The organism is uncultured Nitrospira sp., assembly GCA_902500695.1.
Classification (GTDB): Bacteria; Nitrospirota; Nitrospiria; order Nitrospirales; family UBA8639; genus Nitrospira_E.
Map to the genome: position 1 here is coordinate 1 of CABVRQ010000080.1, position 16,632 is coordinate 16,632.

Below are 16,632 nucleotides of genomic sequence, written 5' to 3' on the forward strand. Positions count from 1 at the left end.
CAAAGGCACGTTGACAAATGGCGCGCACGATCGATCCCTATTTTCGATCATCTGTGCACAGAAAAAGCCTAATAAAAATACGGAATAAATGCGGGGGATGATTGTGTAAGAATTAAATGAATTAGGTAGGAAAAAATCTACGGATATTCTAATAATGGGTTTCTGATTGCAGACATAATAAATCTGGAAAATTTGTGCACAAAGTACTCCGTTATCGGGGGAGTATTGAGCAAAGTGTTTTTGGCAATATTTTTCAATGGTAAATGCATGTATGAACTAGGCAATTGGGGTAAAGGAATTATTAGAATGGAAGATTTTGCCGTATTCATTCCAAATTATGAGCAATGGCTTTCATTCCATTCCTCATTGTTCGAGCGGCAAAATTTTACCCCAGATTGTGCAATCCATGATCAGTAATTATGCTGTTTTTGCAATTTTTCTTATGGTGTTCGAAACTTGGAATACTTTTTTGAGAATTCAGATGCCAGAGGTGGTAACAGCAATATCGGTACCGTCAATGGACAATTCTGGATTTTTTTTTGTCATTAGATACAAAAATACTAAAGAATACAGTCAATTCGGATTAGAATTTACCCGAATGGCAAGCAAAATAAACTGTGAAAAATTAAAATCGGCCAAATTTAGTGTAGGTTGAAACCTACGGTTTTTATGAAATTGGTATTAAAGATGTCAGAAACCCTTCAGGCTTTTTTGTGGGGGGGAAGAATTGAATTTAGAGGTCAGGCAGTGGATGTCTTGCAGGCCGAATTGATTTTGAGATCTCTTGATACTGAACCGTCCAGACCCTGAAGAAGTATGAGATTTTCCTATTGAAGAAAATTCCTGAGCTGGGTTAACGACTGTGAGAAGATTATTTTTTTAAGGTGGTACTTAGGTATGAGGGGGTTGGTATTCAGGCAACAAGGATCCGGAAATATATTCGTGAGGAGTCAACGGATGAATCGTGCCTGCCAAAAATCTGAACCTCTGAACAAAAGCTCAGAGGTTTAATTTTGATGGATGGTTATGATGATTTTTGTTAATTTGCAACCAACCGTAAATTTTTTGGAGATTCACTCATTGAATTTGTGGTATGTTCGTACACGTCGATTTTTGGGAAACTCGGCGATCTGTTTAGGCCTTCAAAATCCGCTTTTACTTCCTCGATATATACCCCATTATTAAGAGCTGGACTGGTTGCGAAAAGATTAAAATCGGCATTCTCGGTATCTAAAAATTTCGAATTGTCGTTAGATTATGCTGAGTGTCGTATTAACGCCTTCATTTAATAGGTTCGTAGGATTATTATAGATAATGTTGTTCATGAATTTTGTGTCGAAATTCCCAGTTCGTAATACCAATTCCGCGACCTGTATTCCCAAAGATCGTATGGTTGTACAAGTTATTGCGTGCATTAATTCCAATGGATGTTGGTATTAACTTCATGCAGATTTTTCTATACCATATTGTATTAAATGATAATGCCATGGAAAATAACATTCAGCGTCAATGGTGTTTCAATCCCAATGGCCACCGTTCCTTTCAGCGTTATTTTTTCTTCAGGTAAGGCTGCAAGTTTACCAGGATTGGTCCGCGAGGAACCGGAATGGAAATTTGTCCTGTAATGCCTTTCCAGCATTTTTGAATATATTCCGCGACGGTTTAATCGCATGTCATCGGAAACAAGCCGACCGAGTGAATATTACATCGTGCGGAAGGGAGCTGCCTGGCTACAGGCGTTCCATCCTTCCTAATGCTTGAGGCGAAGTAAGTCGCTGGGGGCCACAGGTATTATTAAAAGGATGCCAGAGAAACCGGCAGGCAGGCGAATAAGGGGTACTTTGTTTTAAGGACGACTTTGGATTTCACCATGCGTGTTTTCTTTAAGGGCGTTTTGCCATATCGCTATAATGTGAGACAATCAGGTTTCTACGGATAGACCCATTAACTAAAGGCATATGTATCGGGAACGATCGCTAAAACTTTACCCTCAAACTACCTTTTGATCTAATGTTATGCATCTAATCTGCAGATACTAATATGGTGGTGTCCCCCCAATGGAGTGCTATCCGCAATTTAGAGACAATTAGAAGGTAAGAAATCGTGTTCTTCAGAGATCGGAGCTTTGGAGGTGATTGGTCCATGAGGCCGGCTGGGTAGTTTCGGTCATGTTCCCCCCATTACTGTGATGCTGTTTTACTGTATTTCTATGGGATTCTCCAATTTCTTTGCCCCATAATGTGAGTATGATTCATACTCCGGAAAGTGCCGTCGCCGATGTACCTCACTCGAATTGATCGTATTTGTAGAAGCGTGTTGACTCTGAATAGGGATCGTGAATTCGCGACGCTGAAATCCATGTTGGCCCTAAAGAAGACCGATATGGTGCTTGACGCGGGGAGTGGAGATGGATATTGGACGGCGTCCTTTGCTAAAGACTGTGCGCGTATTGTCGGCATCGATCCGGGTTGGCAGGCATTACAACACGCCAAAATGTTGTATGATTATCCGAACATTGGTTATGTGCAAAGTTTTGGCGAGTCCTTACCTTTTCCCGATAAGAGTTTTGATAAGGTTGTGAGCATCAGTTGCCTGGAGCATTTTAACGATCCTTTTCAAGGTCTGCGCGAGATGGCCCGTGTCCTCAAACCTGGCGGTCGGTTGGCGATTTCCGTCGATAGCCTCTTGCCGGAGAACTCTTCCTTAGCTTTCCGGGAGTGGCACAAGAAACGACATTTCGTCACGAAGTATTTCAGCCAGGATGAAATGCAGGGAATGTTGGAGCAGGTCGGGATAAAATATGAAAAGCCATCTACGGTACATCTGATCCGATCATCGGCAGCGATCCGGTCTCGGGAAATCTTTATCCGTCGTCCTCGTCTCCTGCTACCTCTATTCCCCATTTTTTATAGTATCGTGCGAGTGGCCGATTGGATGTCTCACGATACGCATGGACAGATGTTCGTGGTGACGGGTACACGGCAGTGATTTTTGGTATGGGTTTCTTCCTACGTTTTTCCAGATCTTCCAGACTCTTGAAGCCTTTTGGCCAATGATCTCAGGGAACGTTTGCAATGGTGCAGTGAGTTGTTAACCGTAACTATGGAGTAAGGGGAGCTTGTTATGCGGATTTTAGTGTGGGGGCTTGGGTATGTGGGTACCGTTTCAGCTGCCTGTTTTGCACGTTTGGGTCACGAGGTTATCGGTATTGATCCCAATCTCACCAAGGTGGAAGCGATAAACAGGGGGGATTGCGCCATCAAGGAACCGGGGTTACACGATTTGATCAAGCAGGCCGTCAAGGCAGGCACCTTGCGGGCAACTACTAATGGAACTGATTGCATTTTGCAAGCTGATATTTCCTTAATTTGTGTTGGAACCCCCAGTAGTGCCGATGGTAGTCCCCAACTGGGCTATGTCGAAGCTGTGACGCATGATATCGGTCGGGGACTCAAAGGTATCTCGCATTATCATGTGGTGTGTTTACGCAGTACGGTATTTCCCGGAACCTCCCGTAATCTCCTTGCCAGGATTCTTGAGGAAGTTTCCGGAAAAAAGGCTGGAGACGATTTTGGCTTAGCGATGAATCCGGAATTTTTACGCGAAAGCTGTGCGGTGAAGGACTTTGACTCACCTCCCTATACTATTATAGGAGAGCTGAACCAGCGGTCTGGCGAGGTTCTTGATCGGCTCTATGAGGGAATCAATGCCCCGATTCAGCATGTGACTCTTGAAGAAGCGGAATTTTTGAAAATCACGAATAACGTGTTTCATGCGTTAAAAGTCGGATTTGCCAACGAAATTGGGCGCGTCTGTGACCGTCTTGATATTGACAGCCATAAACTGATGAAGCTTGTCTGTTCGGATACGAAATTGAATATTTCCCCTGCCTATCTGATGCCGGGGTTTGCCTTTGGTGGCTCCTGTCTTCCCAAGGATCTGCGATCCTTGACTTATAATGCCCGCCGCCTCGGGGTCGAAGTGCCCATTTTGGAATCTATCCTGCCGAGCAACTCGCAGCAAGTGAATTTAGCCCGGATTAAACTTCAGGAGGTCGGTGCTAAAAAGGTTGGTATTTTCGGTCTGAGCTTTAAGGCGGGAACAGATGATCTTCGTGAAAGCCCCATTATTAATTTGATTCGAGACCTTTGGCAGGATGGAGTGGATGTGCTCGTATACGATCCTGATGTGAATCTTCAGGAAATGTTGGGAGCCAATCTTGAGTATTTAGAGCGCCAGTTGCCTCAAATCAAAACGATTCTGTGTGATCGTGCAGAAGAGATGATAAGCGGATCCGATGTGCTGGTGGTGAGCCAGAAACGTCCGGAATTTTTAGATCTGTTAAAAAATGTGAATCATTCCGTTATGATCCTTGATCTGGTTCGCCTGGCCGATCGGCCTGAATCCTTAGGATTCGCAAAGTATACAGGGATTTCATGGTAAATATTCCTCGTAAGCGGTGGCTTATCCTGACGCAGTATTATTCTCCGGAAATTGGAGCCCCGCAAATCCGTTTACGCTGTCTGGCCAATGAATTGCGTGAGCACGGGATTGATATAGAAGTTTTGACCGCGCTGCCCAACTATCCCAAGGGGGAAATTTTCCCTGGATATCCCACCACCAAATTCAGTATTCGAGAAGAAATCGATGGTGTCCCTGTCCGAAGGGTATGGATTTATCCTGGCAGTGGAAAATCGCCGTTGATTCGGTTATTGAATTATTTGAGCTTTACTTTGACCGCCCTGATTGCCGCCCTGTTTGGTCCGCGTCCCGATGTCCTGTTTGTTGAATCACAGCCATTGTCTCTTGGCATCGTGGGCCTTTGCATGAAATGGATCAGAGGAGTCCCCTATATTTACCATGTGCCGGATTTGCAGGTGGATGTTGCCAGGCAAATGGGGTTTATTAAAAGCGAGGCTTTTCTTCGTTTGGCCTTTTATTTGGAAAACCTTTTCCTGAGGAAATCATGGAAAGTGTCGACGGTGACTCATCGCTTCATTCGTCATTTTGAAGAACGTGGATTACCTCGTACTCAGATTACCTTTCTTCCTAATGGGGCGGACACTCGCTTCCTCTGCCCAAAGCCCCCTTGTCCGGAATTGCTGGATCGATGGAAGTTGAGAGAAAAGACGGTATTTGTCTATGTGGGTACCCATGCGTATTACCATGGGTTGGATACACTCATACACGCTGCCAAATTACTCCATGACCATAAGGATCTTGTTTTCCTGATGATTGGCAATGGTCCTGAACGGCCACGGATTATTCAGTTGGCCAAAGATTTGAAGTTAAGCAATGTGGTGTTTGGCCAGTCACCTTATGAAGAAATGGACAGACTGTATTCGATTAGTTACGCCTCTATTGCGACGTTACGCGATCTGGAGGTTGCGAATCAGATGCGGCTTTCAAAAGTGTTTCCTTCCCTGAGCTGTGGGGTTCCGGTTATTTATGCAGGTCTCGGGGAGGCCTCAGATGTGATTCGGGATAATCACTGTGGGATGACGGTGGATCCCGAAAATCCTGAAAAATTGGCGGCCGCCATCGAGCAACTCGCCTCTGATCGGGCCGGCCGTGATAGCATGGGGAAGGCCGGTAGGCATTTAGTCGAAGCCGATTATAGTTGGAAGATTATTGTGACACGATGGATCCAGGAGCTTGGAATATCACAACATTAGAATCTGGTTCCGGGTCTCTAAAACTTCCTGAACCATCTCGGATTTATTTTTGTGATTAATTTCATGCCCTAATAATATGTCCAAAGGCATTGAAGCTGAAGAAGTCCGAATTCGAATCGCCTATGGCAAACGCCAGGCGGATACCCATTATTCATGGTTTAACCCCAGTTATGTTTTTCTGATGCAGGAACGGGAACGGCTATTTTTGAGAGCGTTGAAAAGTCATGGTTTCCTACCCTTAGACACAAAACGTATTCTGGAAATAGGATGTGGTACGGGATCTTGGCTTCGGGAGTTCATTAAATGGGGCGCACGGCCTCAAAACATCAATGGAATTGACCTCCTGTCCGACCGGGTGGATATTGCCAGGCAGCTTTGTCCGGCAGCCATGCGAATAGAATGCGGGAGTGCGGCCACGCTCAAATTCCCAGATGGTTGTTTTGATCTCATTCTTCAGTCTACCGTCTTTTCTTCGATACTTGACGCCGCTACGAGACAACAGATAGCGAGGGAGATGTTGCGCGTCATTAAAGCAGATGGTGCTATTTTCTGGTATGACTTCCATATGAACAATCCAAGAAATCCTGATGTTCAGGGGGTGAATAAGCGTGAAATTTTTCGGCTTTTCCCGAATTGTCGAATCGACCTTCGAAGAATAACGCTGGCCCCCCCTTTGGCACGGTTCCTGGCCCCCTCTTCCTTGCTGACTTGTTATTTTCTAGAACGACTTAAAATATTTAATTCCCATTATCTTGGAGTTATTCGCAAGTGAACAGACGTTGCCGTGGTGAGTAAAAATTGGTGTAATTCGCATGCATCAACTCATGGCGACCAAGCAGCAGTGCAAGGTCCATAAATTCTCGTTTTTTAAACACATTCATAATTTTATGCAAACCACGGTAGGATAGGATGAAGCAATTTTTACCCTTTCATGTTCCTGATATCGGGGAAGAAGAAATTCAGTCGGTGGTCGAGACCCTCCGTTCAGGGTGGTTGACCACAGGTTCAAAGACCAAGCAGTTCGAGGCGGAGTTTGCGCAGCGAGTAGGGGCTCGACATGCTGTGGCTTTGAATTCCTGCACGGCTGCTTTGCATCTTGCCCTCGAAGCCGTTGGCGTAACGAAAGGCGACGAAGTCATTGTGCCCACCATGACCTTTGCCGCCACAGCAGAGGTGGTGCATTATTTTAAGGCGAAACCGGTGTTGGTGGACTGCCAGACTGATACCCTGAATATTGATGTGGACCAGCTTGAAAAAGCGATCTCGCCGAAAACAAAGGCGATCATACCTGTTCATTATGCCGGTCAGCCTTGTGAAATGGATCGTATCCTGGAGATTGCCAGAATTCATCAACTGAAGGTTATTGAGGATGCGGCTCATGCGCTTCCGGCCCGTTATCGTGGGAGGATGGTTGGGACTTTGGGCGATATTACCTGCTTTTCTTTTTATTCAACTAAGACGATTACGACTGGTGAAGGGGGGATGGCGACGACTGAGAATGCCGAGTGGGCAGAGCGCATGCGAATTTTAAGCCTGCACGGTATCTCGCGGGATGCTGTGAATCGATATACCCCTGAGGGCACCTGGTATTACGAGATTTGCTATCCGGGGTATAAGTATAATCTGACGGATATTGCGGCGGCAATTGGAATCCCCCAGTTACATAAATGTGACCGCTTTGGAACGATCCGGAAGCGGTACGCCACGCTTTATAATGAAGGTTTTAAGGAGATTCCCGAAATTACGGTTCCCCATGTGGCCGACGATGTGGAGCATGCCTGGCACCTCTACGTCATTCAATTGGATCTGGAACGGCTGCAGATTGGACGAAACGAAATGATCGATCTCCTGAAGAAAGAAGGCATCGGAACCAGTGTGCATTTTATCCCCTTGCATCTTCACCCCTATTATAGGGATAATTACGGGTATCTCCCCAATAATTTTCCTGTAGCTAGTTCCGTATTTGAACGCATTATCTCTCTCCCCATTTATCCTAAAATGACAGAAGTTGATATCCAATATGTCATTGAGGTGGTCGCAACGCTTATCAAAGCGCACCGGCGATAAGTAATCGAGGTAAAATTCAGATTCTTGAAGCTTTTTAGTGGATACATGGTATGTTCCCCCCTCCTTATGGTGGTAGCTCTCCTTTTCCATCTAATTGGAAGATGATAGAGAACAAACTTCACATTCCATCGAAGTGGTTGCAATGTTTATTCAGGAGTACCGGTGATGACTAAGCGTGTTGTTGACACTCTTGGTGCGTTTTTTGGCCTGGTGGTGTGTACGCCTCTTTTTGTCGTGCTCGCCCTTCTTATTAAAATGGATTCACGAGGACCTGTGTTGTTTCAACAGGTGCGGGTGGGACGGGGGTTTCGGCCATTTTGTCTGTATAAATTCCGCACCATGGGATCGGAAGCCTCCCAAAAGGGAGGGGAGCTGACCATCGGCGAAGATCCTCGTGTGACCCGAATCGGACGGTTTTTGCGCCGGTTAAAACTTGACGAGCTTCCGCAGCTGTTTAATGTTTTGATAGGGGATATGAGTCTGGTGGGCCCACGTCCGGAAGTGGCCTATTATGTTGAAAAGTTCAAAGAGGACTATCATGATGTCTTGACGGTCCGGCCTGGTTTAACTGATCTGGCTTCTCTTAAGTACATTGATGAACAGGCTATGCTCGGAAAGGTTGAAAAACCCGAAGATGAGTATACGAATACGATCCTGCCGGAAAAAATCCGATTAGCAAAATTATATATCGAGCATGCCTCTTTAGCTTTTGACCTTGCCGTCATTGCCCAGACATTACTGCAACTATTGGGCTTGCGGAGTGTCATTTTAAAGGTCACTGATCGTGATAATCATGATGAGGTGGCTTTTCTCGAGAGCTCGGTGGTTTTCCAACTTATCATCAAATATCGGCGACCCATTATCATTACATTAGATCTGGCCTTGATTGTTTTGGCCTATTATTTGTCGTTCTGGTTGAGGTTTGATGGCCACATCCCCGAAGATTCCAGGCAACTTTTTCTCAAAACTTTGCCAGGTCTGCTTGTGATTCGTGGGATTGCCTTTATGATCTTTCGCCTCAATGAAGGGTTGTGGCGTTATACCAGTATCTGGGATTTAAAGAAGATTACGGGTGGGGTGTTGGCTGGAACCATGGTATTCTATGGGGTCGTCAAATGGGGGTTTGGTATCACTGGCTATCCCCGGTCCATCTTTATCATCGATAGTATCCTGTTGGTCGGGTTTCTTTGTGGGATCCGGCTTGCGGTTCGAATCTTTCGAGAGCGAAAGGTCTTGAGAAAGACGAAACGAGTTCTCATTATCGGGGCTGGCGATGCGGGGGAAAACATCGTTCGGGAGATGCAATCACATTCTACCTCTTCCTATACGCCCGTTGGATTTGTGGACGATGATGTCTCCAAAGTGAGCAAGCGCATCCATGGAGTCAAGGTTCTGGGGACACGCCAGGATCTGTCACGCATTCTTCACACATACAAACCGGAGGAAGTGCTAGTAGCCCTGCCTGGGACGAACTCAGCCGTTCTTCGAGACATTACGGCCCTGTTGGCACCTTTTAACGTGCGCATCAAAACCCTCCCGAACTTTGGCGATATCCTGGAAGGCAAAGTCACGATCAGTCAGATACGGGACCTCGCGATTGAAGACCTGCTTCAGCGTCCTCCGGTGGGATTGGATCCCCAACCCGTGCGAAATTTAATCGATGGGAAGCGAGTCTTGGTGACCGGGGCTGGCGGATCTATTGGTTCGGAACTCTGCCGCCAAATTGTCGCGCTTGCTCCTAAGGCCCTCATCCTATATGAACGACACGAGAATAGTTTATATGCGATTGCGGGTGAGTTGACGGACCAGGGTAATTCCAATGTGATTCATGAAGTGCTGGGAGATATTACGGATGTACCGCGACTCCACGAGACATTTAAGACCTACCATCCTGAGATTATCTTCCATGCGGCGGCCCACAAGCATGTTCCGTTAATGGAGGTGAATCCAGGTGAAGCTTTCAAAAACAATATTCTGGGCACCCGTTTAGTGGCCGAAGCGGCCGCGCACTTCGGTGCCGAGCATTTTGTGTTAATTTCGACAGATAAGGCCGTGAATCCTTCCAGTGTCATGGGGGCGACCAAACGAGTGGCGGAATTGGTCGTCCAGGCCATGGCGAATCGGAGTCAGACGCGGTTTCTGACTGTTCGCTTTGGCAATGTCTTGGGCAGTAATGGCAGTGTCGTGCCCCGCTTCCAAAAACAGATCAAGGCTGGCGGACCAGTTACCGTCACGCATCCGGAGGTGCGCCGCTACTTTATGCTGATCCCGGAAGCGGTGATCTTAGTGTTGCAGGCTGCCGCCCTTGGGGAGCAAGGCGCGATTTATGTTCTTGAGATGGGCGGACAAATTAAGCTGGTGGATCTCGCCCGTAACCTCATTCGACTCTCTGGTCATGTGCCTGATAAAAATATTCCCATCCAGTTTATCGGTCTTCGCCCTGGAGAAAAACTTGAAGAAGAATTGGTTGGGGAAGGTGAGCGGGCTTTTCCCTCATCCATTGATAAAATCCTCCGGATTCAATCGAGGCAATCCCTTGACCCGGCATTCCTGACGAATATTCTGAGCAAGCTGGAGGATGTACAGATTTTGGGTCATTCTCCCTCTGTGATTGAGCTCCTTCAGCAGTTGGTGCCTACTTTTCATCGCCCTGAAATTTTGGAACTGGCAACGATGAGCGAGGAATATCAAATTCATTGATGAGGGGGCTAAGTAAAGCCACCGATTCTGACGGCGAGCCAGAATTATGCCTGGCGATTAGATGTCGGGCCTCGATTCCTCTAGAAAGCCGATAGAGTCTGAATTTTCGGCTATTCTTAATTTTCAGATTGATTCATCCGAGAGATGAATAAGCTCCAAACTTAATTAGTCTTGATAGAATTTAGTTTTATAAGGTATCATTTATGGTTAAGTTCAAGGCTTCCATGGATAAAGACCCTTTAGCTGACAAGGGTCAATCGAAGTGCCATTGTCATTCAATGTGAAATTCAAAAGTATCTGAAAAAGAAGATATTTTGAGTGAATCGAGAAAGCCTTTTTCCAAACTATTCCTCCGCCCAGATGTTGTCGGCTGCAGTAAAGTGAGCATGAGGGTGTTTACAGAGGAATTGTTACTAATGAAGGAACATAAGCGGATGAGAATTCTATTTGTTGTGGCTACATTCATTCTTCTGTGCGGGTGCAATTCAGGGTGGAAGGGAATGAAGACCGTTGATGCTTCAAGTTTGGAACCTAATGGTTACCCTACTCTTTCTGGAAAAACAAATCCTGAACGTCCACCTAATGTTCCTGGAAAAGAGCATAAACAAATTAGCATTGATGATCCGCGTTATATAATCCAACCCGGGGACCAATTAAGCATAAAATTCTTTTTTAATCCCGAGTTAAACGAAGAAGATTTAGTTGTGCGGCCTGACGGGCATATTTCCCTGCAATTGGTTCATGAAGTTAAGGCAGCAGATCTGACTCCCGTGCAGCTCAAAGGCGTGTTGGAGAAAAAGTATGTTGGGCAACTAAAAAATCCTGAGATTGCTGTCATTGTTCGTTCAATACGCGAGCCATATCGAATCTATGTCGATGGAGAAGTTGGGAAACCGGGGGAATATGAAATGGTCGGGTCAATAAGTGTGTTGCAAGCAATTGCGCGTGCCGGGGGTATGAACGAAGACACGGCGAAGAAAAGTAACGTAAAAGTAATACGAGAGGATCAAGATGGCCAGAGGTTTGTCATTAATGTGGATTTAGATGGGGCCCTCAATGGAGGGGATCTGAGTCAGGATATTCGACTGCTTCCCTCTGATATGGTCTATGTGCCCAGGTCATTTTGGTAAGTTAATGTGTTGCCAGTGCAAGGGTATTACCTGATTTTTCTCGCCCCCATATTTTCTAGCATTAGAATAAAGGTTGGGTGCTGATGGTTTTGTGTTGATAAGGAGAGAAAAGGAAGATTGTGAATATGACAAGAATTCAGTTAGTTTTTCGACGGTTCCACAGAAACAGCCGTATGATGACCACAATCTTGGCTATTCTACTTCTACCCTTCCCCATTAATCTCCCGTCTCAGAGCCAAGCTTCTGCCGAAACCGGATCAGAAATTGGGAATCCTCCGGCCGCGACGAGCATGGAAAAGCCTAGCGATCGGGTATTTTCGATTATGAAGCAACAACTCCGTTCCTATCAACAAAGTTTAGAAGAATCAGAGGGACGTCTTCAAGATTTTCAACGAAAACATGGAATTATTTTAATTGAAACGCAAATGAATCATCTTCTTCAACAGCGTAAATCTTTGGACGATTCATTAAAGGGGTCCGAAAACCAAGTCAAAGGTTTTCAGGAGAGACTCGCCTGGGTGCAGGGTCAGATAAGCCAGATTCCTGAACAGATCCCTCTTTCGAGTTCGGCCTCAGAGCAAGGGATTGTTGGTGGGGCCAAGAATAATCTACTGAATCTTCAATTAAAAGAACAGGAACTATTAAACAAATACACCGAGAGTAACCCTCATATTCAGTCAATTCGAAAAGAAATGGAATTAATTAATCAGTTCATAAAGGAACAGGAAGCTCAAGTGTCCCGCAGTGTCTCCACTGGCAAGAACCCGCTCTTTCTTGAGATGGAAATGCAATTATTCCACACCCAAGCCGACCTTGTATCGGCTGAAGCACAAAGTGGAGTGATCAAACAACAGATTGCTGAAGTGGACAAGGAACTAAATAGGCTGAGAAATCTGGGGCCAGAACTTGATGAACTTCGGCGTCAAGTCACAGCAGATGAAAAAAATTACATAAATTACCTCACCAAAGTAGGGACGACGCCACCACAAGATTATCAAATTCAGGTGGGAGACCAGCTCGACATTAAGTTCTTTTTTAATCCAGAACTCAATGAAACCGTCCTGGTTCGCCCGGATGGGCGTATCGCCTTACAGTTGGTCGGTGAAATCACTGTTGTCGGAAATACGGTGGAACAAATTCGAACGATTTTAATCAAGAGTTATTCTGGGCAACTCAAGAATCCTGAAGTGGCTGTCCTTCTTCGTTCATCGAATGTGCCTGGTGAGGTTATCAGTGCAACAGGAGGGGAAGGGAATCCTGGTGGAGCACATGGAAACTGAGGGTATGGTAGAAAGGGAAGGGTTGCCGTATCCATTTGGAAATATCCGTGATATTTTGACGGCTTTTTTTAAACAGAAATTTGTTATCCTCTCGGTTTTTCTTGTCATTTTCGGGGGAGTGGGTATTTGGATCTACGCCTCAGAAACCCTCTATGAAGCCAAGGCAAGTCTCATGCTCAAGTTCGGGAGAGAACATATTGTGCGGCCAGAAGTCGGGAGTGATAAATTTTCCAGATTCAATGAGGAAAATGTTGTTCAATCGGAAATCAGTATTTTGACTTCACGGGATCTTGCAAAACGGGTTGTGGCTGATCTAGGCGTTCACAATGTTTATCCGGAATTCTGGAGTTCCCCTCCGAAGGATACAGATAGGGCCGTGGAGGCGGCTGCCGGAATTCTAGTGGCTAGATTGTTGCCGGAGCATGTGAAGGATTCGAATGTGGTTCAAATTTCTTTTCTCCACGCCGAACCGGAAATGGCTGCAACGGTTTTAAATACCTTGATTGAATTCTTAAAAGTAAAGCATCTGCAAGTGTTTAGTGATCCGCAGGCGTCGTTTTTGGCTAAACAGTTACATGACTATCAGGTGCAACTGGAACGTTCAGAAGAAAATCTTCAGGCTTTTAAAAGTAAGCATGATCTTTCTTCCCCCCTTGTCGAACAACAAGGTCGTTTCCTCGATCAGCGAGCTGGCCTGGATAGCGAATACAAAACAATCAAGAATCGCCTGCAAGGTTTAGCAGGTAAAATCGCTTCACTTGATGTTCAAATGAAAACCATTCTCGAAAATATTCCGGTTTCCACAGTGGAAGAAGGCGGAAATCTAGAAAAGGCCAAAGCGGAGCTGTTTGCTCTGAAGCGCGAAGAACAGAAACTCTTAACACGATACACGGAAACCAGTTTTCCAGTTCTCAATCTTCGGAAAGAAATTGACCAGATGGAAAAATTCATTCTCTCCGAACAGAAAAATGAGCGGGTCAATACGGTAGCGAGTGGAAAAAAAGCGATGTACAGCCAGCTTGAGAGGGAACAGTTTGGAGCCGTGTCTGAAAGCACGACCCTTCAGTCAAGCAGTCAAGTTATTGCACTCCAAATTGAGGACCTTGACAAAAAAATACAGCGACTCGACCTGTTAAATAAAGAATTAATCGTCCTGGAGCGACAAAGAGCAGCCGATGAGCAAAATTATCAACTTTATCTCAAAAAGGTTGAGGAAGCTAAAGTATCTGAAGAGATGGATCGTCTGAAAATGTCCAATATCAGTGTTATCCAGCCGGCGGAGATTCCACGAAAACCTGCTGGTCGTCCAACAGATCTCAAGCTTATTCTAGGCGCTCTATTTGGCCTTATGATGGGTATCGGTTTTGGGTTTATGGTTGAGTATCTGGAAGGATCCTACACACGCCCTGAACAAGCGGCAAACGATTTGAACCTCCCCCTCTTGGCTTCTTTTGGTCAAAAGCTGTAATCAGAAATTTATCCCTATGTATCTAGCATTTTACGGACTCAAAAAAGAACCCTTTCATACGACCCCTGACCCCAATTTCCTTTATTTGAGCCCCAGCCATAAGGAAGCGATGGGGGCTATTATCTATGGTATTGAGAGAAGAAAAGGGTTTGTCGCCATTTATGGCGAAGTCGGAGTAGGAAAAACGACAATTATTCGTGCGTACCTTGAAAAGACAAGTGATCGCAAACAGAAAACAGTCTATATTCTTAATCCAGTTTTGTCATTCCATGGGCTTCTGACCGACATATTTCGAAGCCTTGACCTTACTCCGTCTCAGGATGATTCGGCTGAGATGGTCAATCAACTTCAGGAAGCATTGATTCAGGAATACCGGTCTGACAGCACGGTTGTGCTGGTAATTGACGAAGCTCAAAATATGCCGGTTAAAACACTGGAGCAGTTGCGGTTACTCTCTAATCTGGAAACATCCACAGACAAGCTCATCCAAATTGTGTTAATCGGGCAGCCGGAATTAACAGCATTACTGAATCATCCTACATTGAAATCTTTGAATCAACGCATTGCCCTTCGTGCAACGATACAGCCACTACAACCGAAGGAAAGTCAAGCTTATATTGAGCATCGGGTTGCGCTATCTTCTTCCACCGGGACGCCTTTATTTACACAAGGAGCTATGAAACTGATTATCCGCGAGGCTCAGGGCATTCCACGGAGAATTAATATTCTTTGTGATAACGCCCTGATTACTGGATATGGCAGACAGCAAAAACCCGTCTCTATTAGTGAGGTTCGAGAAATCCTAGCTGATATGAATGGTTCTCGTTCCTCTTATCTTATGAAGTGGGCGGTCGGTGTTGCCGTGGTCATACTTTTGGCAATTGGCGCTTTTTTATTAAGCCCGATCTTCCTTCCCGGAAAGGCTGGAGTATCCCAGGTAGGCCTAAATGAACGTGACCGCCAGAACGTGAATCTGATCCCCTCTGAAAAAATGCCTCAGGAGGACACAGGTCAACTTGGAGAGCAGGCGATACCTATGGCTTCATCTGTCTCAGAAATTGAACGACCTATTCCTGATTCAGGTGGAGGGAGGGATGGTGTTTTGACAAAAAAACCCGTCGAAAAGGTAATAGAATCACCCAAGTCTGATGGTAAAATCAGGGATCATACGGAAGTGGCTGCAAAGCCAAGCCCAGGCTCACCAATTACCAGGGCGGTCAAAGATGGGGATAATTTGAGTCAAATTGCCAATGAAGCCTATGGTTCCTCAAGCCGGCAATATGTGGAATGGCTCCGTCGGCATAACCCACAAATCAGCGATCCCAATATCATTCTTCCAGGTCAAAAGATTGTATTGCCTGAGTACGTGAAAGAATAAGACAACCTTATGAGTAAAATTTACGATGCATTGCAAATTGCCTATGGAGAAAAGTTGGCTTCTGGGAATGAGTCGAAAAAGGAGCCAATAGAAGTTCCTTCTGTATCGATCCCGTCCCCTTCTTTATTACAAGTTAGAAATACATCCTCTTTTCCAAGGCTTTATAATGAATCAGAATTGATGGTCATGGCGCAAAATATTGCCGCACTTCTTCCAAGCCCTGACAAAAATGTCATTCAGTTCATCGGATCAAGAAAGGGAGAAGGCACGTCCACCCTTGTGCGAGAATTTGCTCTACTTTCCTCTCAGCACAGCAATAAGCCTGTTCTTCTCGTGGAAGCAGATCTTATGCAGCCTAGTCAGTATCAGGCATTCGGGATTGAAGCCAAATCCCCTTTGGATCATGTATTAAATGATGGGAAAGCTCTTGATGCGGTCGTTTCTCAGGTTGAGCAATCCAATCTTTTCCTGGCTACATTATCTTCCAAAGTCCAGTCTGCTCTCACAACACGGACTTTCTACAATCCTACTGATATGTGGAAAATAGTCCGTGAACAGTTTTCCCTCATACTCATCGATTCTTCTCCGGCCAATGTCACTGCAGATAGCTTGGCCCTTTGTGAAACCGTTGATGGTATTGTGCTAGTGGTTGAAGCTGAAGGAACCCGTTCGGCTGTCGCAAAAAAAGTCAGAGACCAGATTCTTATGCAGGAAGGAAATCTGCTTGGTATGGTGTTTACAAAGCGGCATTTATACATACCAGAATCTCTCTATAAATTCATTTAGGGTTTTTCCTTTTTGCTAAGATCTGCTTGTTTCTCCTCAATCGTGTGACTACGCATTAATTTTTTCATAGTTTCCTTTACGAAACGTATCTGCAGTAGGATCTGTCCTATTCGGACGTCTTCCCTTTCCAGCATTCAAATTTCTGCCA

At 45.4% G+C, this 16,632-nt stretch carries 11 protein-coding genes; all 11 read left to right on the forward strand.

The features are described from left to right. The first annotated feature begins 2,265 nt into the window (after positions 1–2,265). Complete coding sequence (locus AAH187_RS15825) at positions 2,266–2,988, forward strand: class I SAM-dependent methyltransferase (RefSeq protein WP_342349441.1); 723 nt, start codon at positions 2,266–2,268, stop codon at positions 2,986–2,988. A 135-nt stretch (positions 2,989–3,123) separates the two neighbouring features. Next, entirely contained in the window at positions 3,124–4,443 is a 1,320-nt protein-coding gene (locus AAH187_RS15830) for a nucleotide sugar dehydrogenase (protein ID WP_342349442.1), read from the forward strand. After that, on the forward strand, positions 4,437–5,675 hold the full coding sequence (locus AAH187_RS15835) for a glycosyltransferase family 4 protein (protein WP_342349443.1): 1,239 nt from the start codon (positions 4,437–4,439) through the stop codon (positions 5,673–5,675). Before AAH187_RS15830 ends, AAH187_RS15835 begins: the two co-directional genes overlap by 7 nt. Positions 5,676–5,751: 76 nt before the next feature. Further along, entirely contained in the window at positions 5,752–6,447 is a 696-nt protein-coding gene (locus AAH187_RS15840) for a class I SAM-dependent methyltransferase (protein WP_342349444.1), read from the forward strand. A gap of 137 nt (positions 6,448–6,584) precedes the next feature. Continuing rightward, complete coding sequence (locus tag AAH187_RS15845; RefSeq protein WP_342349445.1) at positions 6,585–7,742, forward strand: DegT/DnrJ/EryC1/StrS family aminotransferase; 1,158 nt, start codon at positions 6,585–6,587, stop codon at positions 7,740–7,742. Positions 7,743–7,907: 165 nt separating this feature from the next. After that, positions 7,908–10,442 carry a polysaccharide biosynthesis protein gene (locus AAH187_RS15850; protein ID WP_342349446.1) on the forward strand — a complete coding sequence of 845 codons (2,535 nt, stop codon included), beginning with the start codon at positions 7,908–7,910 and terminating at the stop codon, positions 10,440–10,442. A gap of 500 nt (positions 10,443–10,942) precedes the next feature. Next, positions 10,943–11,572 (forward strand): polysaccharide biosynthesis/export family protein, encoded by a 630-nt coding sequence (locus AAH187_RS15855; RefSeq protein ID WP_342349447.1) that lies wholly within the window; start codon positions 10,943–10,945, stop codon positions 11,570–11,572. A gap of 173 nt (positions 11,573–11,745) precedes the next feature. Continuing rightward, positions 11,746–12,852 carry a polysaccharide biosynthesis/export family protein gene (locus tag AAH187_RS15860; protein ID WP_342349448.1) on the forward strand — a complete coding sequence of 369 codons (1,107 nt, stop codon included), beginning with the start codon at positions 11,746–11,748 and terminating at the stop codon, positions 12,850–12,852. Between the two features lie 118 nt (positions 12,853–12,970). After that, complete coding sequence (locus tag AAH187_RS15865) at positions 12,971–14,320, forward strand: hypothetical protein (RefSeq protein WP_342349449.1); 1,350 nt, start codon at positions 12,971–12,973, stop codon at positions 14,318–14,320. Between the two features lie 16 nt (positions 14,321–14,336). Further along, positions 14,337–15,698 carry an AAA family ATPase gene (locus tag AAH187_RS15870; protein ID WP_342349450.1) on the forward strand — a complete coding sequence of 454 codons (1,362 nt, stop codon included), beginning with the start codon at positions 14,337–14,339 and terminating at the stop codon, positions 15,696–15,698. A 9-nt stretch (positions 15,699–15,707) separates the two neighbouring features. Next, positions 15,708–16,484: a CpsD/CapB family tyrosine-protein kinase gene (locus tag AAH187_RS15875; RefSeq protein WP_342349451.1), complete on the forward strand. Its 777-nt coding sequence runs from the start codon at positions 15,708–15,710 to the stop codon at positions 16,482–16,484. Positions 16,485–16,632: the final 148 nt, after the last annotated feature.